We start from the raw sequence: 26,671 nt of genomic DNA, 5'->3' as shown, positions 1-26,671 counted from the left end.
AGTCCCGTGAGGGGTACCGATCTACTGCGATCACGGCGAGCGTACGCCCGTGGATCCAGCGGCGGAACGGCCAGCACGCGTGACGAGTGCCACGGAAATGGCTACCCGTGAGTAGGTCTCAGGCGCGCAGGTGCAGCTTGGCGTGGTCGGGGTCGTCGACGACGAACGGGCGCGGCGCGCGCGGGAGCCACTCGTGGGTGACGTGGTCGACCACGTGGACCCCCGCCGGCGCCTCGATCCGCACGACGCCCTCGGGCACGCGGCCCCCGTGCAGGGCGTTCCAGACCAGCCACTCACGGCGCTTGCGGCGATTGCGGATGGAGGTGGCGAACGACTCGGGGTCGGTCCAGTGGGCGAACTCGTCGCCGTCGAGCCACTTGAGCTCGACGCACAGCCCCTGCGGCAGCGCGAACGACTCGATGCGGTCGGGCGTCGTGCGGATCTCCCACTCCGGGGCCTTGGTGTAGACGTAGTCGGGGCTCATCGGGAAGCCCCACTCCTCGATGTTGCGCAGGCCGAGGTCGAGGTAGGCCACCTGGTCGGACTCGATGTAGAGCCCGTGCCGCGGCACGCGGATGACCGCCTCGGCCGTGCCCACCTGCCACGACAGGTCGGCCATCGAGACCTCGCCCTCGGTGGTGAGCACCATGTCGCCGTCCCACTTCCACGAGTAGCGGGTGCGCACGTGGGAGAAGCACCAGTTGTAGAAGTAGGCCAGCGAGTGCACCGAGCGCTCGTTGACGGAGAGGTGCTCGGCTCCGGCCCGCGCGACCTGGAAGGGGTAGTGCTCCAGGGTGAAGCGGTCGGCGAGCCCGTGCTCGGCCGCGACGCGCAGCGCCTCCTCGCCGGTGCCGTCGTCGGACCCGTTGTCCACCAGCAGCACGTGGTCGCAGGCCCGCAGCAGCGGCGGCAGCACGAAGCGGAGGCCGGGCGCCTCGTTCTTGACGCGCAGCACCGCGGTCGCGCCGGGCCGCAGCCCGCCCGGCCGGTTCCACGGCCAGACGAGGTCGAAGTCGGTGTGGCCCTCGAGGTTGGTCAGGCCGTGCCCGGAGCCGATCGGGACGGTCACTGCTCGTCCCGGGTGCGCCCGAGCGCCCGGCGCACCCCGCGACGCACCGACGGCGGGATCGCGGCGCGTACGTCGTGCGGCACGCGGTCGGCGAGCGAGCGCGACCCGCCCGCCTCGGCGGCCTCGTGCAGCGCCCGGCGGCGGGCCTGGATGCGGGCGTGCTCGGCGGTGGAGCGGCTGATGGCCGCGGACTCCTCGTAGAGGTCGACGTAGGCGGCGCGCAGCTGGTCGAAGGTGGCGTGCGCGTCGGCGGTGTCGCCGCCCTCGTCGGCCAGCTTGTTGAGCTCCTCCCACGTCTGCCCGGTCAGCTCGTGCAGGCGCCGGGGCAGCGCGAGGTCGTCGAGCGTGGCGGTGACCCGGCGCAGGGTGGGGTCGATGAAGCGGTGCACCTCGCGGATCTGGTCGCTGCGGGTGTGGATGATCGTCTGCAGGTCGAGGGCGTGGCCGAGCGCCGTCGTGGTGCGCACCCAGTCGCTGAGCAGGTCCTCGTAGCGCACGAACACGCGGCCGCCGTCGCCCTCGGCCGGACGGGTGGCGCGCTCGGTGTGCAGCAGCATGTTGACCCAGCTGGCGGCCAGGTGCGCCGAGCCGAGCTTGTTGGCGTAGTACTTCTGCTTGGAGCCGACCACCTCGGCGGGCGGGCGCAGCATGGTGGCGAAGACCGGCGTGGCTCCGGTGCGGATCGCGGCGACGCGCCACAGGCCGAGGAACCAGCTCAGCCGCGGGTCCTTGACGACCAGCTCGGGGTGGTGCTCGAAGTGCGGCTCGAGCCACTCGGTGACCCGGATCCGCGCGGGCTCGCGGCTGCAGATGCGCCCGGTGTCGAACCACGCCTCGGGCCGGCTGTCGCTGACCTGCACCAGCGACTCGCGCAGCCACTCGTCGTGCACGTCGACGACCCACTGCGGCTCGCTGAAGCCGCGCGGGTTGGAGTCGTCGGGCGGCACCTCGGGCAGCGGCACGTGCATGCCCAGCCGGGACACGATGCCGGCCAGCGTGCTGGTGCCGCTGCGGCCGGCGCCCGCGACGAAGAGGACCTTGCGCGGCACACCGTCGGGGTTCATCTCGTCGATCGCTCTGGGCTGCTCGGTCACGGCGGGCAGCCTACCGGCGAGGGGCGATGTCCTAGGGTCCGGCCGTATGAGGCTCTTCTCCCGCGCTCCCCTGCTCGGCGTGGTGGTCCCGGCGTGGGGCGTGGAGGACTACCTCGACGACTGCGTCCGCTCCCTGCTCGCCCAGACGCACACGCGCTGGGAGGCGGTGGTCGTCGACGACGGCGCGACCGACCGCACGGGCGAGATCGCCGACGAGTGGGCCCGCCGCGACCGGCGCATCACCGTCGTGCACTCGGCCAACGGCGGCCTGGGCGCCGCCCGCAACCTCGGCGTGCAGCACGTCCGCGGCGACTTCCTCGCCTTCCTCGACTCCGACGACGTGCTGCCGCCCACGGCGTACGCCGACCTGCTCGGCGCGCTCGCCGGGTCGGGCTCGGACTTCGCGACCGGCTCGATCGTGCGCTGGGAGGACGACGCCCTGGTCGAGCCGCCGTGGATGCGCCGGCTGCACCGGCCGCTGCGCGGCGCCCGGATCGAGGGGCGGCCCGAGATCCTCGGCGACGTCTTCGCCTGGAACAAGGTCTGGCGCCGCTCCTTCTGGGACGCAGCCGGCCTGTCGTGGCCCGAGGGCACGCGCTACGAGGACCAGCCGACCACCACCCGCTCGTTCCTCGACGGCAGCTTCGACGTGCTGGACGAGGTGGTCTACCGCTGGCGGATCCGCGAGGGGTCGATCACCCAGACGCGGGCGGCGTCGCTGCAGGACCTCGCCGACCGGTGGGAGACCAAGCGGATGTCGCTGGCCTCGGTGCGCGCCCACGGCTCGCCGGAGGTCGAGGCGGTCTTCGTCGACCGGGTGCTGGCCGGCGACCTGTGGCGCTACTTCCTGCTCGTGCCCGGGTGCACCCCGGAGTGGTGGCGGCTGCTGCGCTCCGGCGTGCTGGAGCTGTGGGGGCGCCGGTCGCTGGTGCACAGCGGCCTGCCGCCCGTGCACCGGCTGGCCGGCTGGCTCGTCGAGCAGGACCGCCGCGCCGACGTCACGGCCCTCATGGAGTGGGTCGCGCGGCTCGACGGCCCGGCCCCGCGCGTGCAGGACGTCGCGACGGGCGCGTGGCGGCTGTCGGTGCCGCACTCGGTGCTCGACGAGACGACCGTGCCGCCCGAGGCGCTCGCGCTGCGACCGCACGAGGTCTGAGCACCGGGGCGTCGGTCCACGCGTTCGACCGGGACGCTCACCTGCACATCGGCGCGGGCCCAGGCAGTCGCACAGCAGATCCGTGCGCCGCACGGCCACCGCGCCCGGCGACTAGCCTGCACCGGATGCTCGACCATGACGAGGCGGTCCGCCTCTACGGCCCCTGGCGAGCCCGGTCCCCTCAGGACGCAGCCGAGCTGTTGGAGGGGTACACCGGCCGCTGGTGGATCGCGGGCGGGTGGGCCATCGAGGTGTTCACGGGCGTCCCGCGCCCCCACGGCGATCTGGACCCCAGCATCCCGCGCGCCGACGTCGCTGCGCTGAAGCGGCACCTGACGGGGCGACTGGACGTCTGGCAGGCGGCGAAGGGCGCGTTGCGACCCATGCTGACCCCGACCGATCCGTTGATGGAGTCCTGCGGGAACCTGTGGCTGCGCCCCGACGGCGCGTCGCCGTGGGAGTACGACGTCATCCTCATGGACGCGAGCTCGACGACGTGGACCTACAAGCGCGACGCCCGCATCACTCTCCCGTTCGACGACATCCTGTGGGTGCGTGACGGCATCTCGTACCTGAGGCCCGAGATCCAGCTGCTGCACAAGGCTCCGGGCCTGCGCGCCAAGGACCAGGCCGACTTCGATGCCTGCCGAGACCTGCTGGAGCCGGAGCGCCGCGCATGGCTGAGGAGCGCTCTGGCGATCGCGCACCCCGGCCATCCGTGGTTGAGCACCCTGTAGCCAGTCCTGCAACCCGCAGGAGGGTCAGATCAGGCCCTCGGACTCCAGGAACTCCTTGGCCACGTCGTCCGGCTGCTCGCGGTCGACCTGGACGCTGACCAGCAGCTCGCCGAGGGTGTCGTTGTCGAGCGCGGCCATCAGGTCGTCGAGCGCGCCCTCGACGTCGGGGTTGTCGGCCAGGAACTCCGTCGACACCGCCGGGACGAGGTTCTGCGCGGGCTGGATGCCCAAGTCGTCCTCGAGCAGCAGCAGGCCCTGCTCCTCCAAGGTGCCGTCGAGGGTGCTGGTCTGGCCGAGCTGCGCCTCCCCGTCGAGCACCGCCTGGAAGGTCTCGGTGGAGGCGTAGCCCAGGGGCTCGAGGGTGATGTCGATGCCGTAGGTGTCGACGAGGCCCTTCTCGCAGTCGGTGCGGCCCTTGCAGTCGGGGGCGGCGGCCAGGGTCACGGCCTCGCCCTCGAGGTCGGAGAGCTTGGTGACGCCCTGGTCGTCGGAGAACTCCTGGCTGGCGAAGTAGCCGTTGGCCGAGAACGCCTCGGACGGCTCGAGCAGCGTGATGCCCTTGTCCTCGAGCAGCGTGGCACCCGCGTCGATCGTCTCCTGCGCGTCGCTCGTCGACAGCGGCTTGGCGTCGGGGCCGTTGGCGTCGGTGTTGAGCTGGTCGACGATGCCGGCGACGTACTCCGGGGCGATCTGGACCGAGTCGGGCATCTCGTTGAGGTAGACCGGGCGGGTGTCGACCAGACGGGTCTCGACGTCGTAGCCCTGCGACTCCAGGACCTGCTGGTACATCGCGGTCACGAGCGCGGCCTCGTCGAAGCTCTGGCTGCCGATCACGACGGACGTGCCCTCGCCCCCGCCGGAGCCCGAGGTCGGCGCGTCGTCCTCCGCGGCGAGGTCGTCGCCGGCGCACCCGACGAGGAGAGCGGTCAGGGCAAGAGCGGTCACCGCCAGCAGCGGACGTCGTGCGTGCATGTCGTTCTACCTTCTGTGTCCCGTGGCCGAGAGCCACGCGTGTCCGGTCGTGCGAGCGGGTCGGCTCAGCTCCCGGTGGGAGCCTCTGTCACCGTAGTCGAGGCCACCGACGGGGCGTCATCACGATTGGGTGACGAGGCGCGCGACATCGGGTCGGCGGCACGCTGGACGCCGGCCGCGGCGAGCTCGAGCAGGAGGGCGACGAGCGCGACCACCACCGCGCCCGCCATGCCCTGGGCGTAGTCGTTGCGCGCGAACCCCTCGGTGATGATGCGTCCCAGCCCGGGGCCGGCGACCAGCGCCGCGATCGTGGCCGTGGCCCACACCTGGACGAGTGCGAGCCGCACGCCGGAGGCCACCACCGGCAGCGCCAGCGGCAGCTCGACGCGCCAGAAGCGCTGCAGGCGCGACATGCCCATGCCGTCGGCCGCCTCCTGCACGTCGGAGGGCACCTCGCGCATCCCGACGTAGCCGTTGGTGATGAGGGGCGGGAGGGCGAAGAGCACGAGCGCGATGAGGGTGGCGAGCCCGGCCCGGCCGTAGGGGCCGAAGTCGGCGGAGCCGGGCCAGTCGGCGGCGACCAGGAGGGCGAGGAGCGCGAACGTCGGCACGGCGCGCCCCACGTTGGAGATGTTGACGGCGAGGAAGCCGCCCTTGCCGAGGTGGCCGAGCCACAGGGCGAGGGGCAGGCCGAGCAGCATGGCGGCGACGAGGGCCGTGGCGGTGAGCAGCAGCTGCTCGAGCAGGCGGGCGACGAGGCCGCCCGAGCCGGTCCAGCTCGCGGGGTCGAGGAGGTAGTGCCAGGTGTCGGCGAAGAGCTCCATCAGCGGGCCCCCGCCGTCCACGGCGTCAGCACGCGCTGCACCACGACGAGCACCGCGTCGAGCACGACGGCCAGCACGACGCACAGCACCGCGGCGGTCAACAGCTCGGCGCGGAAGTCGCGCTGCACGCCGTGGGAGATCAGGTCGCCGAGCCCGCCGTAGGACACCAGCGTGCCGACCGTGGTGAGCGCGACCGTCGACACGGCCGCCACCCGCAGGCCGGCCATCACCACCGGCAGGGCGAGGGACATCTCGATGCGGGTGAGCATCCGCGCCCGCCCGTAGCCCAGTCCCGTGGCCGCCTCCCGCACGTCGTCGGGCACCGAGCGCAGCCCGTCCAGGAGGGCCCGGACCAAGATCGTGAGCGCGTAGAGCCCGAGCCCGATCACGACCGTGGCCGCCGAGAGCCCGGTGAACGGCACCAGCAGCGGCAGCAGCGCGAGCGAGGGCACGGTGTAGACGCCGGTGCTGACGCCCAGCACCAGCGACTCCAGGCGGGGCAGCCGCCGGGCGAGCAGCGCCAGCGGCACGGCGATGGCGATGCCGAGGGCGAGCGCGGCGAGGGTGATGGCGACGTGCTCGACCAGCGCGTCGGTGATCTGGGCGTGACGGTCCTCGACGTACTGCCAGCAGAACCACTCGTTGACGAAGCGGCTGTAACAGCTCGGCCCCGAGTCGGCCGCGGCCAGTATGGTCACCGCATGGACGCTACACGGGGCGGCGAGTCGATGATCCGGCTCGAAGGCGTGGGCAAGACCTACCCCGACGGCACCGTGGCCGTCCACGAGCTCGACCTCGACGTGGCCCGCGGCGAGATGGTCTGCCTGGTCGGGCCGTCGGGCTGCGGCAAGTCCACGACGCTCAAGATGATCAACCGGCTGATCGAGCCCACCACCGGCCGCATCTGGCTCGACGGCCGCGACGTCACCGACGCCGACCCCGTCCAGCTGCGCCGCGGCATCGGCTACGTCATCCAGCAGATCGGCCTGTTCCCCCACCAGCGCATCGAGCAGAACGTGATGACGGTGCCGCTGCTCTACGGCGAGTCCAGGGCGACCGCCCGCGAGCGCGCCCACGAGCTCCTCGCCACCGTCGGCCTCGACCCCGAGCAGTACGCCCGCCGCTACCCCCACGAGCTGTCCGGCGGCCAGCGCCAGCGCGTCGGCGTCGCCCGCGCGCTCGCCGCCGACCCGCCCGTGCTGCTGATGGACGAGCCGTTCGGCGCCGTCGACCCCGTGGTGCGCGGCCGCCTGCAGGACGAGTTCCGGCGGCTCCAGGCCGAGCTGGGCAAGACGGTCGTGCTGGTGACCCACGACATCGACGAGGCGATCCGGATGGGCGACCGGGTGGCCGTCTTCGCCGCGGGCGGCCGGCTCGCCCAGTACGCCACCCCCGGCGAGCTGCTCGCCCACCCGGCCGACGAGCAGGTGGCCGACTTCGTGGGCGCCGGCGGCATCCGCACCCTCACCGTGACCCGGCTGACCGTCGAGCACCTCGAGCCGATCCACGGGGTCGCGACCGGCGACCTCGGCTCGGCCATCGACCTCGACTCCTCGCTCGAGGAGGCGCTCGCCGCGATGCTGCGCGACGACAAGCCGATGATCGGCGTGCGGCGCGGCGCGACGTTCGTCGGCGTGCTCACCCCGGCCGGGGTGCACCGGGCGCTGCGCCAGTCGCTGCGCCGGCCGTCGAGCTGACCGGCGCTCAGCCGGTCGTCGAGGTCGTCACGCTCCGGTGCCACGACTCCGTGACGTAGGACGTGGCCCAGCCCATCGACGTGTAGAGGCCGTCGGCGCCGGTGGGCGAGTCGGCGTCGACCTCCAGGCCGACGCGGTCGCGGCCGCGTGAGGCGGCGTCGGCGATGATCGTGCGGAGCAGGCCCGTGGCCACGCCACGCCCGCGCGCCGACTCGAGCACGCCGAGGTAGGCGACGTAGGACCCGTCGGGTCCGGTGTCGGACTCGCTCACCGAGCCCACCAGGGCGCCGGCGGCCTCGGTGCCGCCCGCCTCGTCGGTGATCTCGGCCAGCCACCAGTGGTCCCAGCGGTGGCCGGGGTCCTCGCGGAGGCGGTGGATGAACTCGTCGAAGGTCTCCTCCGTCGAGTTGAAGTGGTCGGTGAAGGCCCCTTCCAGCACGTCGTGCACCGCGCGCAGGTCGGCCTCGTCGGGCATGCCGCCGGAGTCCGGGCCGCCCTGGCGCTCGACCAGGCGGAAGACCACGCCCTTGCGCTCCCAGCGTGCCGGGTCGGGCACCAGCTCGGCCTCGGCCGGCTCCACCGGGCGGCTCATCTGCCACCAGGTGCGGACGCGCTCGAACCCGGCCGCGGCGAGCCAGGCGTGCTGGCGCTCGTCGTCGGCGAAGGCGCCCGTGTCGATCTGCTGCTCCGGCACGCCGCGGGCCGCCCCGACCGCCTCCGCCTGGGTCTGCGCCCACGCGAACAGCACGTCGCTGCAGCGCGCGGCGACGCGCTCGTCGAGGTCGCGGGCGACGATGTGCACGAAGAGCATCCGCCCCGACGCGCGGTCGTGGACGCTCCCCCAGGCCTGGATCCGGCCGTCGGGGTCGCGCAGCACGACGTTCTCGCGCATCGCCAGGCCGCGGTCGGAGACCTCGACCCGCACGGCGTCCTCGCCGGAGCTCGCCCACCCGCGGCCGGCGCGCTCGTGCTCACGCAGCAGCTCGACGAGCCGCTCGATCGTGGCCGGGTCGTCGCCGTCGGGAGTCTCGGCCTGCCAGCCCGCCGCGAGCCCGGGGTCGTCGGGCAGCGCGTCGGCGGGGTCGCTCTCGAACCGGTTGTCCTCGGGGATCACGAGGACCCATTCTTCCGTACGCCGCTGCGGCGGCGTCGGCTGCCTCAGGCGCTGCGGTGGTCGCGGCGCGCCGCGGCCGCGCGGAGCACGTCGAGCTCGGCGCGGAGCACGTCGATCTCGGCCTCGAGCTCGGCCACGAGCACGATCGCCTCGGCAGCCCGGCCCTCGGCGTCGTCGCGACCGCGCTCGGCGTCGTCGCGGCCACGCTCGGCGGCGTCGGCGCGACGGGCCTCCTGGCCGCGCTTGAGCGTCTGCTCGGCGGCGTTCTTCTGCGCGCTCGACAGGGCGCGCTCGAGGACGTCGATCGCCTCCTCGCGCTCGTCGATCTTGCGCCGCATGTCGGCGGCGAAGGCGACGGACTCCGCTGTGCGCCGCTCGGTGAGCTCGCGGTACTGCTGGGCCTGCACGGCGCTGTCGCGGGCGGCGTCGCGGCGGGCCTGCATCAGTTCGGTGTGGGTGATCCGGGTGGCGGCCGCGCCGGCGAGCACGGCCACGACGGCAGCCACAGCGGTCAGGGTCGCCGAGGAGGACGCGAGCGCGCCGACCACGAGGACCGCGCCGACGACGAGGAGGGCGACGGCCACGACCAGGCGGGTGCTGCGCTGACGACGGCGAGCAGGCGTCCGCGACACCTGGGACTGCTGGGGCTGCTGGGAAGGCATGGCGCCACCCTAGGGCTGTGACCGGCCGCCGTCTGCGCGACACGCACGCTCGAGGGCGAGCGAGGCCACACTCACGCCGGCCGCCCCGGCCGCAGCGACCAGTGCGCGCAGCATCCAGCCTTGGGCGTACTGCGACTCGTCGCCCAGCCAGCCGACCGTGTAGCCGACGTAGCCGGCGGCGACGAGCGTGCCGGCGAGCGCGCACGCCCGGGCCAGCACGAGCCGGTTGACGGCCTGCTGCGCCTCGAGCCGCTCACCGCGCACGTGCACCGTCTGCCACGTGTGCCAGGCCAGGAACGCCATGATCGCGGCGACCATGACGAGCACCAGGGCCTGCGCCCACGACACCAGCGGCGGCCGCCCGGTCAGCGCCTCGACCAGCGGGTGCATGCCCCACCCGAGCGCCAGGCCCACGACGGCGCACACCGTCAGGGCGCCCGCGGAGGTGGGGCGCAGCGTCCCGCGCGGCTCCGGCGGATCCCCGTCGGGGCCGTCGGGACCGTCGGGACCCTCGGGGCCGGTCACCCGTGGCCCCTGCGGCGTCGTGCGGGGGAGCGCAGCGGAGGAGCAGGACGCCGTGGGGTGATCACTCGTGGCCCCTGCGGCGTCGTGCGGGGGAGCGCAGCGGAGGAGCAGGACGCCGTGGGGTGATCACTCGACCTCGAGCGTGAGGTCCTCGCGCCTCTTCACGCCCGAGGAGTCGGAGGCGTCGAGCAGGTCGGCGATCGGGCCCCGGCCGGGGAAGACCGCGTCGGGCTCGAGGTCGTACCACGGCTGCAGCACGAACGCCCGCTCGTGGGCACGCGGGTGCGGCAGCCGGAGGAAGTCCTCGTTGGAGCGGCGGTCGCCGACCACGATGAGGTCGACGTCGAGGGTGCGCGCAGCGTTGGGGACGTCGCCGCGCTCGCGGCCGAACGCGTCCTCGATCGCCAGCGCCCGCTCCATCAGCCGCGCGGCCGGGAGCGTCGTGTCGGCGAGCAGGACGGCGTTGAGGAACGGACGCGACCCCTCGGGGGCGTCGACCGGCTCGGTCTCGTAGACCGGCGAGACGCCCGTGACGAAGAAGTCGGGGGTGTCGGCGAGGGCGTTGACCGCCCCCTGGAGGGAGGCCAGGCGCTCTCCGAGGTTGGAGCCCAGCGCAACCACCACGCGACGGATCGGGTGCATCTCGCCGGTGAGGGCGTCGGTGTCCACGATGTGGGGGTTGGGGGTCTCAGTCATGAGCGTTGCCTCGCGTTCTGGTGATCGTCAGCGCGACGTCCGAGTACGTCGCGTCGATGGGGGCATCAGGTTTGTGCAGCGTGACTCGCGCCCATTCAACACGAGAGTCCGTCAGGCACACATCGGCGATGCGTTGGCCGACGGTTTCTATCAGGTCGACCGGGTCGCGCTCGACGGCAGCCTTGACGTCGGCGGTCAGCGACCCGTAGTCCACGGTGTCGGCGAGGTCGTCGGAGGCCGCCGCCGGGCGGGTGTCGATGCCCAGCACGAGGTCGACGACGAAGACCTGGCCCTCGCGCCTCTCGAAGTCGAAGACGCCGTGGTGGGCGAAGCACTCGATGCCCCGGACCGACAGCTCATCCGTCATGTGCGACCTCCGTGTGCGATCTCCGTGCGACCTCATCGTGCGACCTCATCGTGCGACCTCATCGCCTCGACCACCGCGAGCGCGTCGCGGGTGGCTCGTACGTCGTGCACGCGCAGGCACTCGACCCCGCGCACGGCCAGCAGGGCCACCAGCGCGGCGTGGGCGTGCTCGCGCTCGTCGACCGGCCGCGGTCGGCCGTCCTGGGCCAGCAGCGAGCCGAGGAACGACTTGCGGCTGGCGCCGACCAGCAGCGGGCAGCCGAGCTCGTGCAGGCGCTCGAGCGCGGCCAGCAGCTCCCAGTTGTGGTGCGGCTCCTTGGCGAAGCCGAGGCCGGGGTCGAGCAGCACGCGCGAGCGGGGGATGCCGGCGGCCTCGACGGCCTCGAGCCTCTCGGCGAGCTCGCGGCGCACCGACGCCACCACCCCGTCGGGCGCGTAGTCGGTGAAGTCGCGCATCCGGTCGGAGTGGGCGCGCCAGTGCATCGCGACGTAGGAGGCGTCGCTCGCGGCGACGACGTCGAGGATCCGCGGGTCGGCCAGGCCGCCGGACACGTCGTTGACGATCCGCGCGCCGGCGTCGAGGGCGGCCTGGGCCACCTCGGCGCGCATCGTGTCGACCGAGAGCAGGGCACCGGCGTCCGCGAGCTCGCGGATCACGGGCACGACGCGGTCGAGCTCCTCGGCGACCAGCGGCCGGGTGGCGCCGGGGCGGGTCGACTCCCCGCCGATGTCGAGCAGGTCGGCCCCCTGCGCGAGCAGGAGCCGGCCGTGGTCGACCGCGGCCTCGGTGGTCGCCCACCGGCCGCCGTCGGAGAACGAGTCGGGCGTGACGTTGACGATCCCCATCACCCGGGGGACCCGGGCCGTGGGCGGTGCGCCCTGGCTCACCTGGCCCCGGAGTGGATGAGCGCCATCGCCTCGGCGCGGGTGGCCTGGTGGGTGAGGAACGCGCCCCGGACCGCGGAGGTGATGGTGCGTGCGCCGGCCTTCTTGACCCCGCGCATCGTCATGCACAGGTGCTCGGCCTCGATCACCACGATCACGCCGCGGGCCTCGAGGATCTGCATCAGCGAGTCGGCGATCTGGGTGGTCAACCGCTCCTGCACCTGCGGGCGCTTGGCGTAGACGTCGACGAGCCGGGCGAGCTTGGACAGGCCGGTGATCTTGCCCGTCTCGGCCGGGATGTAGCCGACGTGGGCGACCCCGGTGAACGGCACGAGGTGGTGCTCGCACATCGACCACAGCTCGATGTCGCGGACCAGCACCATCTCCTCGTGGCCGAGGTCGAAGGTGGTGGTCAGCACGTCGCCGGCGGTCTGCCGCAGGCCCTGCGTCAGTTCGGCGTAGGCACGCGCCACCCGCGCGGGGGTCTCGCGCAGCCCCTCGCGCCCGGGGTCCTCGCCGATGGCGTGCAGCAGCTCGCGCACGGCCGCCTCGGCGCGCGCGTGGTCGAACTCGGGGACCTCCCCCGGCGCGCGCTCCGGCACGGAGATCGGGTCGGTCACGGCGCGTCCGGGCGCGGCGGCGTGGGGGTGTCGGGGTGGATCTCGGGGATGCCGTGGACGTCACCGCCGGCGCCGGGAGGCGTGAGGATCGCGCCGCCGTCGTCCTCGGGGGCGGCCGTGTCGGCGTGGACGCGGTCGCGGATCGCCTGCGGGATGTCGACCGGAGGGATCGACGACGGCACCCGCTCGGGCGACCCGGTCCAGGCGGGCCGGTTGGGCCGCTTGGTGAGCGCCTCGAAGATCTCGGCGATCTCGGCCTTGTCGAGCGTCTCCTTGTCGAGCAGCGCGAGCACCAGGGAGTCGAGCACGTCGCGGTTGGTCTCGAGGATCTCGAACGCCTCCTGGTGGGCGTGGTTGAGCAGGGTCTTGACCTCCTCGTCGACCGCGGCGGCCGTCTCCTCGGAGTAGTTGCGCGTGTGGCCCATGTCGCGGCCCAGGAACGGCTCGGAGTTGTTGTCGCCCAGCTTGACCGCGCCGAGGCGCTCGGTCATGCCGTACTGGGTCACCATCGCGCGCGCCAGGTTGGTGGCCTTCTCGATGTCGTTGCCGGCACCGGAGGTCACGTCGTGGAAGATCAGCGCCTCCGCGGCCATGCCGCCGAGCATGTAGGCCAGCGAGTCGAGCATCTCGCTGCGCGTCTGGGAGTACTTGTCGCGGTCGGGCAGCACCATCGTGTAGCCCAGCGCGCGACCGCGCGGCAGGATCGTCACCTTGTGCACCGGGTCGGTGCCGGGGAGCGCGGCGGCGACGAGCGCGTGGCCGCCCTCGTGGTAGGCGGTGATGAGCTTCTCGCGCTCGCTCATCAGGCGCGTACGGCGCTGCGGCCCGGCGATCACGCGATCGATCGCCTCGTCGAGCGCCTCGTCGGTGATCATCTTGGCGTTGCTGCGCGCGGTGAGCAGCGCGGCCTCGTTGAGCACGTTGGCCAGGTCGGCACCGGTGAAGCCGGGCGTGCGGCGCGCGACGCTCAGCAGGTCGATGTCCTGCGCGATCGGCTTGCCGCGCGAGTGGACCTTGAGGATCTGGTGACGGCCGTTGAGGTCGGGGGCGTCGACCTGGATCTGCCGGTCGAAGCGGCCCGGGCGCAGCAGCGCGGGGTCGAGCACGTCGGGACGGTTGGTCGCCGCGATGAGGATGACCCCGCCGCGCACGTCGAAGCCGTCCATCTCGACCAGCAGCTGGTTGAGGGTCTGCTCCCGCTCGTCGTGGCCGCCGCCCATGCCGGCACCGCGGTGGCGGCCGACGGCGTCGATCTCGTCGATGAAGACGATGGCGGGCGGGTTCTCCTTGGCCTGCTCGAACAGGTCGCGCACCCGGCTCGCGCCGACGCCGACGAACATCTCGACGAAGTCGGAGCCCGAGATCGAGTAGAACGGGACGCCCGCCTCGCCCGCGACGGCACGGGCGAGCAGGGTCTTGCCGGTGCCGGGCGGGCCGTAGAGCAGCACGCCCTTGGGGATCTTGGCGCCGACGGCCTGGAACTTGGCCGGGTCGGTGAGGAACTCCTTGATCTCGCCGAGCTCCTCGATCGCCTCCTCGCAGCCGGCGACGTCGCCGAAGGTCGTCTTGGGCATGTCCTTGGTGATGAGCTTGGCCTTGGACTTGGCGAACTGCATGACGCCGCGGCCGCCGCCGCCCTGGGCCTGGTTCATCAAGAAGATGAACAGCAAGATGATCAGCGCGAACGGCAGGAGGGTGGCCAGCAGCGAGCCGAGGAAGCTCGGCTGGGGGACGGTCGAGTTGTACTTCTCGATCGTGCCGGCGGCCTTCTGCTCCTGGACGGCCGAGAGGAGCTCCTCCTGCTGGCCGTCGATGTACTGCGCGACGACCTTGTCGCCGTCCTCGCGGGTGCCCTTGTCGAGGGTGGCCTGGATCTCGAAGTCGGCGCCGTTGAACTCGATCTCCTCGACCTTGCCGTCGTCGATGTAGGAGGCGAGGGTCGAGGTGTCGACCTCGTCGTAGCCGTCGCTGGGGGCGAGGAACTGGATGGCCAGGAGCACCGCGAAGGCGGACAGGACGATCCACACCCAGGGACCCTTGAATATGCGCTTCACAGGCAACTTTCAGCTGTTCGGAGGTGGAGGCGGGACGCTACACGCCGCCCGGGACCCCAGTGTCTCAGGCGAGGTGAAGCGGGGCGAGGAGTTCGGCCCGTTCAGGAGTAGACGTGGGGTGCGAGGGTGCCGATGTCGCGGAGGTTGCGGTAGCGCTCGCGGTAGTCGAGGCCGTAGCCGACGACGAACTCGTTGGGGATGTCCCAGCCGACGTACTTGGGCTCCACGGGCATCGAGAGCGCCTCGGGCTTGCGCAGCAGCGTGGCGATCTCCACGCTCGCGGGGTTGCGGCTCGAGAGGTTGTTGACCAGCCAGCTCAGCGTCAGCCCGGTGTCGATGATCTCGTCGACGATCAGCACGTCGCGTCCGCTGATGTCGGTGTCGAGGTCCTTGAGGATCCGCACCACGCCGCTCGACTTGGTGCCCGAGCCGTAGGAGCTCACCGCCATCCAGTCCATCTCCAGGTGCCGCGGCATCGCCCGGGACAGGTCGGCCATCACCATCACCGCGCCCCGCAGGACGCCCACCATCAGCAGCTCGCGCCCCTCGTAGTCCTCGGTGATCTGGACGGCCATCTCGGCCAGCCGCTGCTGGATCTGCTCCTCGGTGAAGAGGATGTTGACCAGGTCGTGCTCCACGTGGGACGAGTCCATGGCGTCAGCCTAGGGCCACGGCCTCGAGGACCAGCAGCCCGTCGCGCCGCAGCGCACGGACGTGGCCCGGCAGGTCGATCCACTTCTGCCCGCGCCAGTCCACGAGCAGCCGGTCGACGGCGAGGACGTGCTCGCGGGCGAGCTCCGAGGGCGGGCAGCCGGCGTCGAGGGCGGCGCGGTGGACGACGCGGTGGCGGAGCGCGGGCGGCTCGGCGCCCAGGGCCGCGACGTCGAGGCCGCCGTCGCGGCGCGCACGGGCCAGGGACTCCTCGGCGAGGCGGTCGAGGAGAGCGGTGTCCTCGCGGAGCTGGTCGGCGGTGCGGGCGAGCGTCTCGGCGATGCCCGGCCCGAGCTCGTCCTCGAGCACCGGCAGCACCCGCCGGCGCACCCGGACCCGGGTGTAGCCGGGGTCGTCGTTGTGGGGGTCGTCCCACACCTCGATCCCCTCGACCTGGCAGGCGGTGACGGTGTCGGCCCGGCGTACGCCGAGCAGCGGGCGCGCGAACACCCCGAAGGCGGGCCGCATCCCCTGCAGCGAGCGCCCGCCGGAGCCGCGGGCCAGGCCGAGCAGCACCGTCTCGGCCTGGTCGTCGAGGGTGTGGCCGAGCAGCACCAGGCTGGCGCCGAGGTGCTCGGCGACCTGCTCCAGCACGGCGTACCTCGCCTCGCGGGCGGCGGCCTCCGGCCCGAGCCCGGACGCGGTGTCGACGGTGACCCGGGCGGTGAGGGTCTCGTCGACCCCCATCGCGGCGAGCTGCGCGACGACCCGGTCGGCCTGGGCCGCCGAGCCCGGCTGCAGACCGTGGTCGACGGTCACCCCGACGACGCGCGCGCCCGAGCGGCGGGCCTCGAACACCGTGGCCGAGGCGAGCGCGAGCGAGTCGGCTCCCCCGCTGCACGCGACCGCCACGGTCGCCGGGGCACCGAGAGGCCCGAGGCGGGCGAGGGTGGCGCGGACCGGCAGCCGGACCGCGGCGACCGAGGGGTGCAGCGTCACAGCACGCGGGCGATCCAGGCGTCCGGGTCGGTGATCTCGGCCTTGGACGGCAGGGTCTCGGGGCCGCTCCACACGGCGTTGAAGTCGTCCATGCCGACCTTGTCGACGACGTGGCGCACGAAGACCGCGCCGTCGCGGTACTGGGCCATCTTGGCGTCGAGGCCGAGCAGCCGGCGCAGCAGCCTGTCCATCGAGCCGGCGCCCTTGCGGCGCTGGTTGAACTTGCGGCGGATCTCGGCGACCGACGGGATCACGGTGGGACCGACGCCGTCCATGACCACGTCGGCGTGGCCCTCGAGCAGCGACATGACGCCGGTGACCCGGTCGAGGATCTCCTTCTGCTGGGGCGAGGAGACGAGGTCGAGGACGCTGCCGTCGCCGCTGCGGATCGCCTCGGCGCCGCGGCGCAGCCCGTCGAGCAGCGCGCTCGGCTCGATGGTGTCGGCGACGGCGTGCATCTGGGTCATCAGGTGCTCGCCGAGCCACGGGTTGGCGGTGAACTGGACGCGGTGGGTCTCCTCGTGCAGGCACACCCAGAGCCGGAAGTCGGTCGGGTCGGCGCCGAGCTCGCGCTCGACGTGGACGATGTTGGGTGCCACCAGCAGCAGCCGGCCGTGGGGGTCGTGGAACGGGTCGAACTGGCCCAGCACCTTGCTGCTCAGGAAGCCGAGCATCAGCCCCACCTCGGCGCCGGTCACCCGGGTGCCGACCGAGGCGGTGAACGCCGACGGCGGCCCCTTCTTCTCGACCAGCTTGTCGACGACCGGGCTGAGCAGCTTGGCGAAGCCGTCGGCGTTGGCGCGCAGCCAGCCCGTGCGGTCCACGACGAGGACCGGGGCGGTGCCGGACGTGGTGTGCAGCCCGGTGAAGTCGCGCACGAGCGGGGTGGAGCGGGTCGCGCCCTCGCGCAGCTCGACGACGGCCGCGGCGGCCTCGTCGGGCGACACGTCCGGTCCGGGCCCGGCGACCCGGGATCCCACGGTGACGGCGAAGTCCCAGTCGACGAGGTTCATACCGCGACCCTAGCCGGGCCCCGGTATCCGGCCTGCCGTCCGAGCCGGGGCGACGACAGGCGGACGACCTCAGCCGGCGGGGGTGGAGCAGCGGCAGGCGGCCAGGGCGGCGGCGGCCCGGTCGAGGGCCTCCTGGGCGTCGTAGCGCTCCTCGGGCGGGGACCTGTCGGCCCCGAAGACGAACGCCAGCGGCTGCCCGTCGCGGTCCACGGCGATGCCGGCCAGGGCGTGCACGCCGGTGAGGGTCCCGGTCTTGGCGCGCACCACGCCGAGGCCCGCCTCGGGGCCCTCGGCGAAGCGGTAGGTGAGCGAGCCGGTGAAGCCCGCGACCGGCATGCCGGTGACCAGGCTGCGCATCGCCTCGCCGCCGGGGCCGGCGGCGTGCTGGATGAGGTCGATCAACGTGGCGGTCGAGACCCGGTTGCGGCGCGAGAGGCCGGAGCCGTCGTGCACCTGCGCCCCGGTGACGTCGACCCCGACACCGCGGAGGGTCTCCACGACCCCGGCCGCGCCCGCCTCGAACGACCCGACCCCCGTGGTGGCGAGTCCGACGTGGTGGGCCACGACCTCGGACCCCTCGTTGTCGCTGACGTCGAGGATCCGCTCGGCGACCTGCGACAGGGGGGCGCTCTCGACGGCGGCCAGCTCCTCGGCGCCGGGCGGCGCGACGACGCGCCGCGGCTCGCCGCCCACCCGGAGACCGGCGGCGCGCAGCCCGTCGGCGAACGCCCTGGCCGCGGCCAGCGAGGGGTCGTCGTGACGGCCGCCGCCGTCGGTCTCGCGGCCGCTGTCGACCATGAGCGCGGTGATCGGGCTGACGATGTCGTCGGGGACGTAGTCGCGGCGCCAGGCGGGGTTGTCCGTCGGCCCGGTGAACAGGCTGTCGTCGAAGCGCACCCGCACCCGTCCGCGACCGCCGAGCGCGTCGGCGACCTGCAGGGCGAGCGTCGTGACGTCCGCCCGCGTGGGATAGGTCGACTCGGCCTCGGCCAGCGTGAGCGACGTGCTGGCCAGCAGCGGGTCTCCCCCGCCGACCAGGACGACGTCGCGCGGGCCGGCGCCGCGCACGACGCGGGTGGTGAAGGTGTGGTCGGGGCCGAGCGCCTCGAGGGCGGCCCCCAGGGTGAGGAGCTTGGTGGTCGAGGCGGGCAGGTAGCGCCCGTCACCGGTGGTCCACTCGGGGGAGCCGGGAGCGAGGGGCGCGACCGCGCCGACGACGTGGCGGCCCAGGTCGGGGTCGGCGAGCTCGTCGGCCACGGCGGCGGCGACCTTCCCGGGGAGGATCGCACCCCCCGGGTCGAGGGCGACCGCGCCGACGCCCGGCGGCGCCCAGTCGGGCAGGTCGAGCCCGGCGGGCGGCAGCACCTGCTCGGGCTCGGTCAGCGGGTCGGCGGCGAGCCAGGGCAGGTAGCGCTGGCCCCACTCGAACCGGTAGGCGCCCAGGCCGGCCGCGAGCAGGGCGAGGACCAGCAGGGTCGGGAGCCAGTGCCGGACGGACGGGCGGCGGCGGGACGGGCCGGCCGAGTGGCGTAGGTCACGTCGCACTCTTTTCGGCCCCTCTCGCTTCGCGCATCGGCCCCATTGTGCGCGACACTGCCCCAGAACCCATGCGTCGGGCCGGGCCCGAGTCACGCGCGGGCCAGATGACGTGCCGAGGAGTGTGGAGGAAGACGTGCTGACGTTCGACGTGGTGGTGGAGATCCCCAAGGGTGAGCGCAACAAGTACGAGGTCGACCACGAGACGGGGCGCATCCGCCTCGACCGCATGCTCTTCACCTCGACGGCCTACCCGGCCGACTACGGCTTCATCGAGCACACCCTCGGCCAGGACGGCGACCCCCTCGACGCGCTCGTGATCCTGCAGCAGCCGACGTTCCCGGGCTGCGTCATCGAGTGCCGCGCGATCGGCATGTTCCGGATGACCGACGAGGCCGGCGGCGACGACAAGGTCCTGTGCGTGCCGAGCCACGACCCGCGCCTGGAGCACCTCCGCGACATCAACCACGTCTCCAAGTACGACCGTCTCGAGATCCAGCACTTCTTCGAGGTCTACAAGGACCTCGAGCCCGGCAAGTCCGTCGAGGGGGCCGACTGGGTCGGCCGCACCGAGGCCGAGGCCGAGGTCCACGCGTCGTTCGAGCGCTTCAAGACCGAGGGCCACGGCAACGACCTCGACAACCTGGCCGACGACAGCCTGGGCGAGAACGCCTGAGCCTCAGGCAGCGCTCGCCCCGCTGACCGCCTCCCTCGGCTCGAGGGCCTCGGCCAGGATGTCGGTGACCCGGCCGACGGGGCGCACGTCGAGCTCGGCGAGCAGCTCGGCCGGCACGTCGTCGAGGTCCGGGCGGTTGCGCTCGGGGACGAACACCGTCGCCAGCCCGGCGCGCTGGGCGGCGAGCAGCTTCTGCTTGACGCCGCCGATCGGCAGCACCCGCCCCGAGAGCGTCACCTCGCCGGTCATGCCGACGTCCGAGCGGACCGGCCGGCCGGTGAGCAGGGAGACGAGGGCGGTCACCATCGTCACGCCGGCCGACGGCCCGTCCTTGGGGATCGCGCCTGCCGGGAAGTGGACGTGGATCGAGCGCTCCAGCGCGGCCGGGTCGATGCCCAGCTCCCCCGCGTGGGCGCGTACCCACGACAGCGCGATGGACGCCGACTCCTTCATCACGTCGCCCAGCTGGCCGGTGACCGTGAGCCCCGCCTGCCCCTCGGCCACGGACGTCTCGACGTAGAGCACGTCGCCGCCCAGGCCGGTGACCGCGAGGCCGGTGGCGACGCCGGGCACGTCGGTGCGCTCGTGGCTGTCGGGCGTGAAGCGCGGGCGCCCGACGAGGTCCTTCAGGGCCGCCTCGTCGACGTCGATCCGCTCGACCTCACCGGTGGCGAGCCGGGTGGCGACCTTGCGGAACGCCTTGGCCAGCAGCCGCTCGAGCTGGCGTACGCCGGCCTCACGGGTGTAGTTGGCGGCGAGCTCGCCGAGCGCGCCCTCGGAGACGGTGACCTCGTCGGGGCGCAGCGCGGCCCGCTCGAGCTGGCGCGGCACCAGGAAGTCGCGCGCGATCGCGACCTTGTCGTCCTCGGTGTAGCCGTCGATGGTGACCAGCTCCATCCGGTCGAGCAGGGCCGAGGGGATCTGCTCCACCACGTTGGCGGTGGCGATGAAGAGCACGTCGGACAGGTCGAGGTCGAGGTCGAGGTAGTGGTCGCGGAACGTGTGGTTCTGCGCCGGGTCGAGCACCTCGAGCAGCGCCGCGGCCGGGTCGCCGCGGTAGTCGGCACCGACCTTGTCGACCTCGTCGAGCAGCACGACCGGGTTCATCGACCCGGCCTCCTTGACCGCCCGGACGATCCGGCCGGGCAGGGCGCCGACGTAGGTGCGGCGGTGGCCGCGGATCTCGGCCTCGTCGCGCACGCCGCCGAGGGCGACGCGCACGAAGCGCCGGCCCAGGGCATGCGCGACCGACTCGCCGAGGGAGGTCTTGCCGACCCCGGGCGGACCGGCGAGCAGCACGACGGCGCCGGAGCCGCGGCCACCCACGACCTGCAGGCCGCGCTCGGCCCGACGCGCGCGCACCGCGAGGTACTCGGTGATGCGGTCCTTGACCTCGTCGAGTCCGTGGTGGTCGGCGTCGAGCACCGCGCGGGCGGCGGCGACGTCGTGGGAGTCCTCGGTGCGCACGTTCCACGGCAGCTCCAGCACCGTGTCGAGCCAGGTGCGGATCCAGCCGGCCTCGGGGGCCTGCTCGCTCGAGCGCTCCAGCTTGTCGACCTCGCGCAGCGCGGCCTCGCGGACCGCCTCGGGCAGCTGGGCTGCCTCGACCCGGGCGCGGTAGTCGTCCGAGCCGTCGGGCTCGCCCTCGCCGAGCTCCTTGCGGATCGCGGCGAGCTGCTGGCGCAGCAGGAACTCGCGCTGGTTCCTCTCCAGGCCCTCGCGGACGTCCTGGCTGATCTTGTCGTTGACCTCGTCCTCGGTGTCGTAGGCCCGGGTCCACTCGACGAGCAGGCGCAGCCGCTCGCCCACGTCGGGCGTCTCCAGCACCTGGCGCTTCTGGTCCTCGGAGAGGTAGGGCGCGTAGCCGGAGGTGTCGGCGAGCGCATCGGGGTCGGCGAGGCGGCGCACGGTCTCGATCACCTGCCACGCCTCGCGGCGCTCCAGGATCGAGACGACGAGCGCGCGGTAGTCCTCGGCGAGCGCGAGGACGTCGTCGGTGACAGTGCTGGCGGGGACCTCTTCGGCCTCCACCCACAGCGCGGCGCCGGGTCCGGTGACCCCGGCCCCGATGGCGACGCGGTCCTCGGCGCGGAGCACCGCGGCGGGCCGGCCACCGGCGAACCGGCCGACCCGGTCGACCACGGCGACGACGCCGTGGGTGGCGTAGCGGTCCTCGAGCCGCGGGGCGACGAGCACCCGGGTCGGCTCGCTGTCGGGGTCGGAGTCGTGGGCGAGGCGGGCGGCGTCGATCGCCGCGCTGGCCTGGTCGTCGAGCTCGATGGGCACGACCATGCCGGGAAGCACGACCGTGTCGCGGAGGAACACCACCGGGAGGGCGGCGGGGAGCGAGAGCTTCTGGGTCATGTCCGGTCCAACGCGCGCCTCGACCTCCTCGATACCCGGTGGGGTTTCGCCCACCGCGAACGCGGCTCACCGTCGCAGCGGCACCTCCTCGACGACCCGACCGAGCTTGTCGGGGTTGCGGACGAGGAACAGCTGCGTCACCACGCCGTCCTCCACCAGCATCGTGCCGACGCCGTCGCGGTGGCCCGCCACCACGAACTGGATCGCCGGCGAGCCGTTGAGCCACACCGGCTCGAGCTCGAGCGCCTCGGGGGCGACGGCGGTCAGGAAGCGGAAGACCTTGTCGCGCCCGTGGATCGGCTTGAGCGCGGCCTGCACCCGGCCGCCGCCGTCGGTCATCAGCACCACGTCGGGGGCCAGGACGTCCATCAGGCCCTGCAGGTCGCCGGTCTCGGTGGCGGCGCGGAACCGCTCGATCACCGCGTCGCGCTCGGCGGCGCTGACCGAGGCCCGCGGCCGCCGCTCGGCGACGTGGGCGCGGGCCCGGGCCGCGATCTGGCGCACGGCCGGCTCCGACTTCTCGACGGCCTCGGCGATCTCGGCGTAGGGCACCGCGAAGACCTCGCGCAGCACGAAGACGGCCCGCTCCGTGGGCGGGAGGGTCTCCAGGACGAGCAGCATCGCGGTCGACACGCTGTCGGCGAGCTCGACGTCCTGGGCCACGTCGGGCGCGGTCAGCACCGGCTCGGGGAGCCACGGGCCGACGTAGTCCTCGCGGCGCCGGGCCAGGGTGCGCAGCCGGTTGAGCGCGAGCCGGGTGGTCATCCGCACGAGGTAGGCCCGCGGGTCGCGCACCTCGTCGGCGGGCACGCCGGACCACCGCAGCCAGGCCTCCTGCACCACGTCCTCGGCGTCGGCGGCCGAGCCGAGCATCTCGTAGGCGACGGTGAAGAGCAGGCTGCGGTGGGTGACGTAGGGGTCGACGCTCACCCGACGGCCGTCCCAGTCGTCCCGGCCGTCCCGGAGGGCACGGCGAGCGGCAGCTCGCAGACGTCGCTGTAGCCCTGGGAGGCGAGCCCCATGGCGGCGTTGAAGCGCGAGCGCTGGTTCTCCACCGCGACCACCATCGTGAGCTCGACGACGGCGGCGTGGCCGAGGCGCTCGTCCAGGCTCGCCACCATCTCGTCGGTGACCTCCGGCGGCGACGCGGTCATCGCCTCGGCGTACGCCATCACGTCGCGCTCGAGGTCGGTGAAGACCTCCGACTCCCGCCAGCGCGGCACCTCGCGCACCTTCGCCTCGTCGAGCCCGTTGGTGTGCGCCAGGAAGTAGCCGAAGTCGAGGCACCACGAGCAGCCGATCGCACCGGCGCTCGCCATCTCGGCGTAGGTCTTGAGGTGCGGGTCGAGCGCCTTCCACGTCGCGACCTTGCGCTCGAACCCGAAGACCGCCTTGGCGACCGGCTTGTCGTGCCACAGGACGTAGGCGTTGTCGGGGACCTGGCCCCACATCCGCCGCGCGACGCGGGTCAGGAGTGCGCCGTAGGCACCGTCGAGCGTGGCCCTCGGGATCCGGAACTGGCTGGGCATGGTCATCTCCTCTGCTCGGTCATCGACGACCTGTCGATGGCATGTCGATGACATGGAGACACCGCCCGCCTCAGGTCTGTGACAGGTCCCGGGACAAGAACGCGTCGACCGCCCTCGCCACCTCGAGATGGATCTCGGCGGTGCGCACCGCGTCGGGGGTGGCCATGGCGTGGTCGGCGTCGGGCACCTCGAGCACCTCGCACCCCGCGTCGGCGAGCTCGCGGGCCACAGAGGCGTCCCAGAGCTCGTCCTCGAGCCCGCCGACGAGCAGCTGGCGCCCCGGGTTGGCCGCGATGCCCTCGGCGACGACCGGGTCGACGAGCAGCGGGGTGAGCCAGATGCTGTCGAGGCCGCGCTCGGCGGCGTACGGCGCCGCGCGGGTGCCGAGCGACTTGCCGACCACCAGCACGCGGTCGGCGTCCTCCTCGGCGAGCGCGGCGGCCACGTGCCGGCGCACCCACGCCTCGGCGTCCTCGTCCCCGCGGGTGGTCGAGTCCCACCAGAGCTCGCGCACGGTCAGGTCGTGCTGGAGCAGCGCGCGGGTGGTGAAGGCGAGCAGGGGCGCGCTGGGCGGATAGGCCCGGCCGGGAGCGACGACGGCGAGGCCGCGGCTCGCGCCGGCGGGCTCGAAGCGCGTGGGCAGTCCGCCGAACGTCATCGAGCGTCGTCCTTCCGGGCGCGGAAGTAGCCGGCCCCGCCGTGGATCGTGAGGTCGACGTCGCGGCAGCCGGAGCGGCGCAGCCAGGCGACCGCCTCGGCCGAGGTGCACATCGGGCCGAGGACGCCCGCGCGGGTGCCGACGCGGCGCAGTGGTGCGTACCGCGGCCCGGTGTCGGTGAACAGCGAGCTGCCGGTGAGCACGGCCCCGGGGGCGAGCACCCGCGCCATCTCCGCGAGCGCGCGCCCCGGGTCGGGGAAGCAGTGCAGCCCCGTCAGGGTGACGACGAGGTCGAAGGAGGCGTCGGCGAACGGCAGGGCGCCGACGTCGGCGCACGTCGTGGTGACCTGGTCGGCCACCCCGAGGCGGGCCGCGGTGGCCCGGGTGCGGGCGAGCATGGTCGGGGAGATGTCGGCGGCGACGTAGTCGAGGCCCTGCCCCGGGCGCAGGCCGCGCAGCGCGACGCCGGACCCGGCCGGCACGTCCAGCACCCGCGCGCCGCGCGGCAGGGTGCCGATCTCGGCGGCGGCGGCGTGGAGCAGGGACAGGTCGCTGCCGGTGGCGGCGCGCCAGGCCACCCGGCCGACGCGGTCGTGCTCCACGAGCCAGGGGTAGACGTAGGACCACAGCGGGTCGTCGCTCCAGCCGCCGAGCCCGGGGAGCCGCACGTCAGCCGCCCGCCCTGTCGCCCGAGCCGGTGGGACCGCCGAGCAGGTCGGGGCTGCGCAGCACCTCGGGCGGCACCCCGAAGGCGTCGACGAGGTCGACGGCCAGCGGGCGCACCTTGCGGCAGAGCGCGCCGACCTCGCGGGTGATCGCCTTGGAGCGGGCGCTGGAGAGCCGTCCGTGCTCCATGAACCAGGCCCGGTCGGCCTCGATGACGCTGAGCGCGTGCAGGTCGCACAGCAGGTTGAGCGCGACCTTGAGGTCGCCGTCGGGCAGGTCGGCGGTCTTCTGCACGAACGCCTCGAGCACCAGTCGCTCGGTGTGGGCGCGGGCGGCGGCCATGACGTGGTCCTGGACGCGGGAGAAGACGGCGCCGGGGTCCATGCCCCGGTCGATCCCGCGCTTGAGGCGCCGCGCGACGCCGGCGATCATGTGCTCCTCGCGGAAGCGGAGCATGGCGAGCTGGTAGTTGGGGTCCAGCAGCCCGGCCTCCTGGTCCCACGTGTCGCCGCCGGGCAGGAGGTCGCGCACCGACTGCACCAGCTTGTGCACGGCGGTGCGCTCGACCACGGTCTCGACCGCGAGGCCGGCGACGAAGCGCGCCATGCCGAGCTGGTCCATGTCCTCGAACTCGCCGGAGTAGTCGGTGAGCAGACCCTTGGCGACGAGCTGGAGCAGCACGTGGTTGTCGCCCTCGAAGGTGGTGAAGACGTCGGTGTCGGCCTTGAGGGCGGCGAACCGGTTCTCGCTGAGGTAGCCCGCCCCGCCGCACGCCTCGCGGCACTCCTGGATGGTGCGGGTGGCGTGCCAGGTGCCGAGCGCCTTGGTGCCCGCCGCGCGCGACTCGAGCACGCGGCGGGCGTGCTCGTCGCCGCCCGCGCCCGAGAACACGTCGTGCAGCTGCTCGGCGACGACCTCCTGGGCGAAGTGCAGCGCGTAGGTGCGCGCGAGCAGCGGCAGCAGGCGCCGCTGGTGCATGCCGTAGTCGAGGAGCACCTGCTCCTCGCCGGGCGAGGTGGCCTCGAACTGGCGGCGCCGGGCGCCGTAGCGCACGGCGATGGCGAGGGCCACCTTGGCGGCGTTGATCGCGGCGCCGCCGACGCACACGCGACCCTGCACCAGGGTGCCGAGCATCGTGAAGAAGCGCTTGTTGGGGTTGTCGATGGGCGAGAGGTAGCGGCCCTCGGGGGTGACCTCGGCGAACTGGTTGAGCAGCGCCGTGCGGGGCACCCGGACGCCGTCGAACCAGATGCGGCCGTTGTCCACGCCGCCCAGGCCCATCTTGGGACCGCAGTCCTCGATGCGGACGCCGTCGAGCACCCGGCCGTCCTCGTCGCGGAGCGGGACGACGAGGGCGTGGACGCCGTGGCGCTCACCGGCGACCTCGAGCTGGGCGAACACGACGGCGAGCCGGGCGTGCGCGGCGGCGTTGCCGATGTAGTCCTTGCGGCTCGCGTCGTCGGGCGTGGTGATCACGAACTCCTGCGCCTCGACGTCGTACGTCGCGAGGGTGCCGAGCGCCTGGACGTTGGAGCCGTGCCCGGTCTCGGTCATCGCGAAGCAGCCCAGGGTGCGGCCGCTGACGATGTCGGCGAGGTGGGCGTCGTGGTGGTGCCTGGTGCCGAGCTGGAGGATCGCGCCGCCGAACAGGCCGAACTGCACGCCGACCTTCACCAGGACCGACAGGTCGCCGAGGGCGAGGGTCTCGAAGGCCGCCACGGAGGCGCCGATGTCGCCGCCGCCGCCGTACTCCTCGGGGAAGCCCATGCCGGTCTGGCCGGTGCGGGCCATCGTCAGCACGACGTCCTTGACCCGCTCGCGGAACTCGGCCGTGGTCAGCTGCTCCTGGTCGAGCAGGATCTGTGCGTGCTCGACCAGGTTGGCGCGCACCAGGTCGCGGGCCTCGCGGTGCGGGCCGTCGAGGAGCCTGCGGAGGGCCTCGGCCTCGACCTGGGGCTGGCGGTAGCCCGCGTCGTCGGCGTGGACCGCGTCGTCCTCGATGTGGGGGGGCGGGGCCCCAGGCTCCACGGTCGGCAGCTCGTCGGCGATGGGCGGGACCTGGTCGGTGGCCATTCACCAAACCTAGCCATGCAGGTAGGTTCACCGCG

Annotated in this window: 27 protein-coding genes; 4 read left to right on the top strand and 23 right to left on the bottom strand. The window is 73.4% G+C overall.

Annotated elements, in window-relative coordinates:
- Positions 1–118 precede the first annotated feature (118 nt).
- A complete protein-coding gene (locus AC3X7Z_RS08670) occupies positions 119–1,069 on the bottom strand; it encodes a hypothetical protein (protein ID WP_489975668.1) in 951 nt (316 codons plus the stop codon).
- Positions 1,066–2,163 (bottom strand): sulfotransferase family protein, encoded by a 1,098-nt coding sequence (locus AC3X7Z_RS08665; protein WP_241005305.1) that lies wholly within the window; start codon positions 2,161–2,163, stop codon positions 1,066–1,068. Before AC3X7Z_RS08665 ends, AC3X7Z_RS08670 begins: the two co-directional genes overlap by 4 nt.
- A 46-nt stretch (positions 2,164–2,209) precedes the next feature.
- Between AC3X7Z_RS08665 and AC3X7Z_RS08660 the strand changes: the two genes are divergently transcribed.
- Both AC3X7Z_RS08660 and AC3X7Z_RS08655 read left to right on the top strand, forming a co-directional pair.
- The gene (locus AC3X7Z_RS08660) at positions 2,210–3,319 is read left to right on the top strand and encodes a glycosyltransferase family 2 protein (RefSeq protein ID WP_489975667.1); all 1,110 of its coding nucleotides are present in this window, start codon (positions 2,210–2,212) and stop codon (positions 3,317–3,319) included.
- Between the two features lie 125 nt (positions 3,320–3,444).
- Positions 3,445–4,056: a hypothetical protein gene (locus AC3X7Z_RS08655; RefSeq protein WP_489975666.1), complete on the top strand. Its 612-nt coding sequence runs from the start codon at positions 3,445–3,447 to the stop codon at positions 4,054–4,056.
- A 24-nt stretch (positions 4,057–4,080) separates the two neighbouring features.
- Here the strand turns inward: AC3X7Z_RS08655 and AC3X7Z_RS08650 are convergent, their stop codons facing one another.
- The 3 genes from AC3X7Z_RS08650 to AC3X7Z_RS08640 form a co-directional block, all read right to left on the bottom strand.
- Positions 4,081–5,028 carry a glycine betaine ABC transporter substrate-binding protein gene (locus AC3X7Z_RS08650; RefSeq protein WP_186340100.1) on the bottom strand — a complete coding sequence of 316 codons (948 nt, stop codon included), beginning with the start codon at positions 5,026–5,028 and terminating at the stop codon, positions 4,081–4,083.
- A 65-nt stretch (positions 5,029–5,093) separates the two neighbouring features.
- Positions 5,094–5,873: an ABC transporter permease gene (locus AC3X7Z_RS08645; protein WP_489975665.1), complete on the bottom strand. Its 780-nt coding sequence runs from the start codon at positions 5,871–5,873 to the stop codon at positions 5,094–5,096.
- On the bottom strand, positions 5,852–6,550 hold the full coding sequence (locus tag AC3X7Z_RS08640) for an ABC transporter permease (protein WP_489975664.1): 699 nt from the start codon (positions 6,548–6,550) through the stop codon (positions 5,852–5,854). Before AC3X7Z_RS08640 ends, AC3X7Z_RS08645 begins: the two co-directional genes overlap by 22 nt.
- A gap of 3 nt (positions 6,551–6,553) precedes the next feature.
- Here AC3X7Z_RS08640 and AC3X7Z_RS08635 point away from each other — a divergent pair, with 3 nt between their 5' ends.
- Positions 6,554–7,549 (top strand): ABC transporter ATP-binding protein, encoded by a 996-nt coding sequence (locus AC3X7Z_RS08635; RefSeq protein WP_489975663.1) that lies wholly within the window; start codon positions 6,554–6,556, stop codon positions 7,547–7,549.
- A gap of 7 nt (positions 7,550–7,556) precedes the next feature.
- Here the strand turns inward: AC3X7Z_RS08635 and AC3X7Z_RS08630 are convergent, their stop codons facing one another.
- From AC3X7Z_RS08630 to dacB, 12 genes are all read right to left on the bottom strand, one after another.
- Positions 7,557–8,663: a GNAT family N-acetyltransferase gene (locus AC3X7Z_RS08630; RefSeq protein ID WP_489975662.1), complete on the bottom strand. Its 1,107-nt coding sequence runs from the start codon at positions 8,661–8,663 to the stop codon at positions 7,557–7,559.
- Positions 8,664–8,707: 44 nt separating this feature from the next.
- Entirely contained in the window at positions 8,708–9,325 is a 618-nt protein-coding gene (locus AC3X7Z_RS08625; protein ID WP_222129349.1) for a hypothetical protein, read from the bottom strand.
- A gap of 9 nt (positions 9,326–9,334) precedes the next feature.
- The gene (locus tag AC3X7Z_RS08620) at positions 9,335–9,850 is read right to left on the bottom strand and encodes a DUF3180 domain-containing protein (RefSeq protein ID WP_489975661.1); all 516 of its coding nucleotides are present in this window, start codon (positions 9,848–9,850) and stop codon (positions 9,335–9,337) included.
- 126 nt (positions 9,851–9,976) lie between these two features.
- Positions 9,977–10,546: a 2-amino-4-hydroxy-6-hydroxymethyldihydropteridine diphosphokinase gene (gene folK / locus AC3X7Z_RS08615; RefSeq protein WP_186340095.1), complete on the bottom strand. Its 570-nt coding sequence runs from the start codon at positions 10,544–10,546 to the stop codon at positions 9,977–9,979.
- Positions 10,539–10,913: a dihydroneopterin aldolase gene (folB, locus tag AC3X7Z_RS08610; RefSeq protein WP_186340094.1), complete on the bottom strand. Its 375-nt coding sequence runs from the start codon at positions 10,911–10,913 to the stop codon at positions 10,539–10,541. The genes folK and folB overlap by 8 nt, the downstream gene beginning before the upstream one ends.
- 32 nt (positions 10,914–10,945) lie before the next feature.
- Entirely contained in the window at positions 10,946–11,758 is an 813-nt protein-coding gene (gene folP, locus AC3X7Z_RS08605) for a dihydropteroate synthase (protein ID WP_489976008.1), read from the bottom strand.
- Positions 11,759–11,796: 38 nt separating this feature from the next.
- Positions 11,797–12,417: a GTP cyclohydrolase I FolE gene (gene folE / locus AC3X7Z_RS08600; protein ID WP_186340093.1), complete on the bottom strand. Its 621-nt coding sequence runs from the start codon at positions 12,415–12,417 to the stop codon at positions 11,797–11,799.
- Positions 12,414–14,471, bottom strand: coding sequence for an ATP-dependent zinc metalloprotease FtsH (gene ftsH / locus AC3X7Z_RS08595; RefSeq protein ID WP_489975660.1), 2,058 nt, complete (start codon positions 14,469–14,471; stop codon positions 12,414–12,416). Before ftsH ends, folE begins: the two co-directional genes overlap by 4 nt.
- 101 nt (positions 14,472–14,572) lie before the next feature.
- The gene (hpt, locus tag AC3X7Z_RS08590; protein ID WP_186340091.1) at positions 14,573–15,124 is read right to left on the bottom strand and encodes a hypoxanthine phosphoribosyltransferase; all 552 of its coding nucleotides are present in this window, start codon (positions 15,122–15,124) and stop codon (positions 14,573–14,575) included.
- Between the two features lie 4 nt (positions 15,125–15,128).
- Complete coding sequence (gene tilS, locus AC3X7Z_RS08585; protein WP_489975659.1) at positions 15,129–16,121, bottom strand: tRNA lysidine(34) synthetase TilS; 993 nt, start codon at positions 16,119–16,121, stop codon at positions 15,129–15,131.
- The gene (locus AC3X7Z_RS08580) at positions 16,118–17,134 is read right to left on the bottom strand and encodes a zinc-dependent metalloprotease (RefSeq protein WP_186340089.1); all 1,017 of its coding nucleotides are present in this window, start codon (positions 17,132–17,134) and stop codon (positions 16,118–16,120) included. Before AC3X7Z_RS08580 ends, tilS begins: the two co-directional genes overlap by 4 nt.
- A gap of 69 nt (positions 17,135–17,203) precedes the next feature.
- A complete protein-coding gene (gene dacB / locus AC3X7Z_RS08575) occupies positions 17,204–18,679 on the bottom strand; it encodes a D-alanyl-D-alanine carboxypeptidase/D-alanyl-D-alanine endopeptidase (RefSeq protein ID WP_489975658.1) in 1,476 nt (491 codons plus the stop codon).
- A 130-nt stretch (positions 18,680–18,809) separates the two neighbouring features.
- Here dacB and AC3X7Z_RS08570 point away from each other — a divergent pair, with 130 nt between their 5' ends.
- A complete protein-coding gene (locus AC3X7Z_RS08570) occupies positions 18,810–19,346 on the top strand; it encodes an inorganic diphosphatase (RefSeq protein ID WP_489976007.1) in 537 nt (178 codons plus the stop codon).
- A gap of 3 nt (positions 19,347–19,349) precedes the next feature.
- Here AC3X7Z_RS08570 and lon read toward each other — a convergent pair whose 3' ends face one another.
- From lon to AC3X7Z_RS08540, 6 genes are all read right to left on the bottom strand, one after another.
- Complete coding sequence (gene lon / locus AC3X7Z_RS08565) at positions 19,350–21,710, bottom strand: endopeptidase La (protein WP_489975657.1); 2,361 nt, start codon at positions 21,708–21,710, stop codon at positions 19,350–19,352.
- 66 nt (positions 21,711–21,776) lie between these two features.
- On the bottom strand, positions 21,777–22,640 hold the full coding sequence (locus tag AC3X7Z_RS08560; protein WP_489975656.1) for an RNA polymerase sigma-70 factor: 864 nt from the start codon (positions 22,638–22,640) through the stop codon (positions 21,777–21,779).
- Positions 22,637–23,239, bottom strand: a complete 603-nt coding sequence (locus tag AC3X7Z_RS08555; protein ID WP_489975655.1) for a carboxymuconolactone decarboxylase family protein — start codon at positions 23,237–23,239, stop codon at positions 22,637–22,639. The genes AC3X7Z_RS08560 and AC3X7Z_RS08555 overlap by 4 nt, the downstream gene beginning before the upstream one ends.
- 70 nt (positions 23,240–23,309) lie before the next feature.
- The gene (locus AC3X7Z_RS08550; protein ID WP_489975654.1) at positions 23,310–23,897 is read right to left on the bottom strand and encodes a hypothetical protein; all 588 of its coding nucleotides are present in this window, start codon (positions 23,895–23,897) and stop codon (positions 23,310–23,312) included.
- Positions 23,894–24,565: a class I SAM-dependent methyltransferase gene (locus tag AC3X7Z_RS08545; RefSeq protein WP_489975653.1), complete on the bottom strand. Its 672-nt coding sequence runs from the start codon at positions 24,563–24,565 to the stop codon at positions 23,894–23,896. Before AC3X7Z_RS08545 ends, AC3X7Z_RS08550 begins: the two co-directional genes overlap by 4 nt.
- Before the next feature lies 1 nt (position 24,566).
- On the bottom strand, positions 24,567–26,636 hold the full coding sequence (locus tag AC3X7Z_RS08540) for an acyl-CoA dehydrogenase family protein (protein ID WP_489975652.1): 2,070 nt from the start codon (positions 26,634–26,636) through the stop codon (positions 24,567–24,569).
- Positions 26,637–26,671 lie beyond the last annotated feature (35 nt).

The sequence above is a fragment of the Nocardioides sp. Z24_21 genome, assembly GCF_058134345.1.
This window is presented reverse-complemented; position numbering and strand designations above follow the sequence as displayed.

Excerpts from the sequence above, each read along its gene's own strand:
- AC3X7Z_RS08660 (WP_489975667.1), top strand. The coding sequence starts at position 2,210 with ATGAGGCTCTTCTCCCGCGCTCCCCTGCTCGGCGTGGTGGTCCCGGCG.
- AC3X7Z_RS08655 (WP_489975666.1), top strand. The coding sequence starts at position 3,445 with ATGCTCGACCATGACGAGGCGGTCCGCCTCTACGGCCCCTGGCGAGCC.
- AC3X7Z_RS08650 (WP_186340100.1), bottom strand. The coding sequence starts at position 5,028 with ATGCACGCACGACGTCCGCTGCTGGCGGTGACCGCTCTTGCCCTGACC.
- AC3X7Z_RS08635 (WP_489975663.1), top strand. The coding sequence starts at position 6,554 with ATGGACGCTACACGGGGCGGCGAGTCGATGATCCGGCTCGAAGGCGTG.
- AC3X7Z_RS08625 (WP_222129349.1), bottom strand. The coding sequence starts at position 9,325 with ATGCCTTCCCAGCAGCCCCAGCAGTCCCAGGTGTCGCGGACGCCTGCT.
- folK (WP_186340095.1), bottom strand. The coding sequence starts at position 10,546 with ATGACTGAGACCCCCAACCCCCACATCGTGGACACCGACGCCCTCACC.
- folB (WP_186340094.1), bottom strand. The coding sequence starts at position 10,913 with ATGACGGATGAGCTGTCGGTCCGGGGCATCGAGTGCTTCGCCCACCAC.
- folP (WP_489976008.1), bottom strand. The coding sequence starts at position 11,758 with ATGGGGATCGTCAACGTCACGCCCGACTCGTTCTCCGACGGCGGCCGG.
- hpt (WP_186340091.1), bottom strand. The coding sequence starts at position 15,124 with ATGGACTCGTCCCACGTGGAGCACGACCTGGTCAACATCCTCTTCACC.
- AC3X7Z_RS08580 (WP_186340089.1), bottom strand. The coding sequence starts at position 17,134 with ATGAACCTCGTCGACTGGGACTTCGCCGTCACCGTGGGATCCCGGGTC.
- lon (WP_489975657.1), bottom strand. The coding sequence starts at position 21,710 with ATGACCCAGAAGCTCTCGCTCCCCGCCGCCCTCCCGGTGGTGTTCCTC.
- AC3X7Z_RS08555 (WP_489975655.1), bottom strand. The coding sequence starts at position 23,239 with ATGCCCAGCCAGTTCCGGATCCCGAGGGCCACGCTCGACGGTGCCTAC.
- AC3X7Z_RS08550 (WP_489975654.1), bottom strand. The coding sequence starts at position 23,897 with ATGACGTTCGGCGGACTGCCCACGCGCTTCGAGCCCGCCGGCGCGAGC.
- AC3X7Z_RS08540 (WP_489975652.1), bottom strand. The coding sequence starts at position 26,636 with ATGGCCACCGACCAGGTCCCGCCCATCGCCGACGAGCTGCCGACCGTG.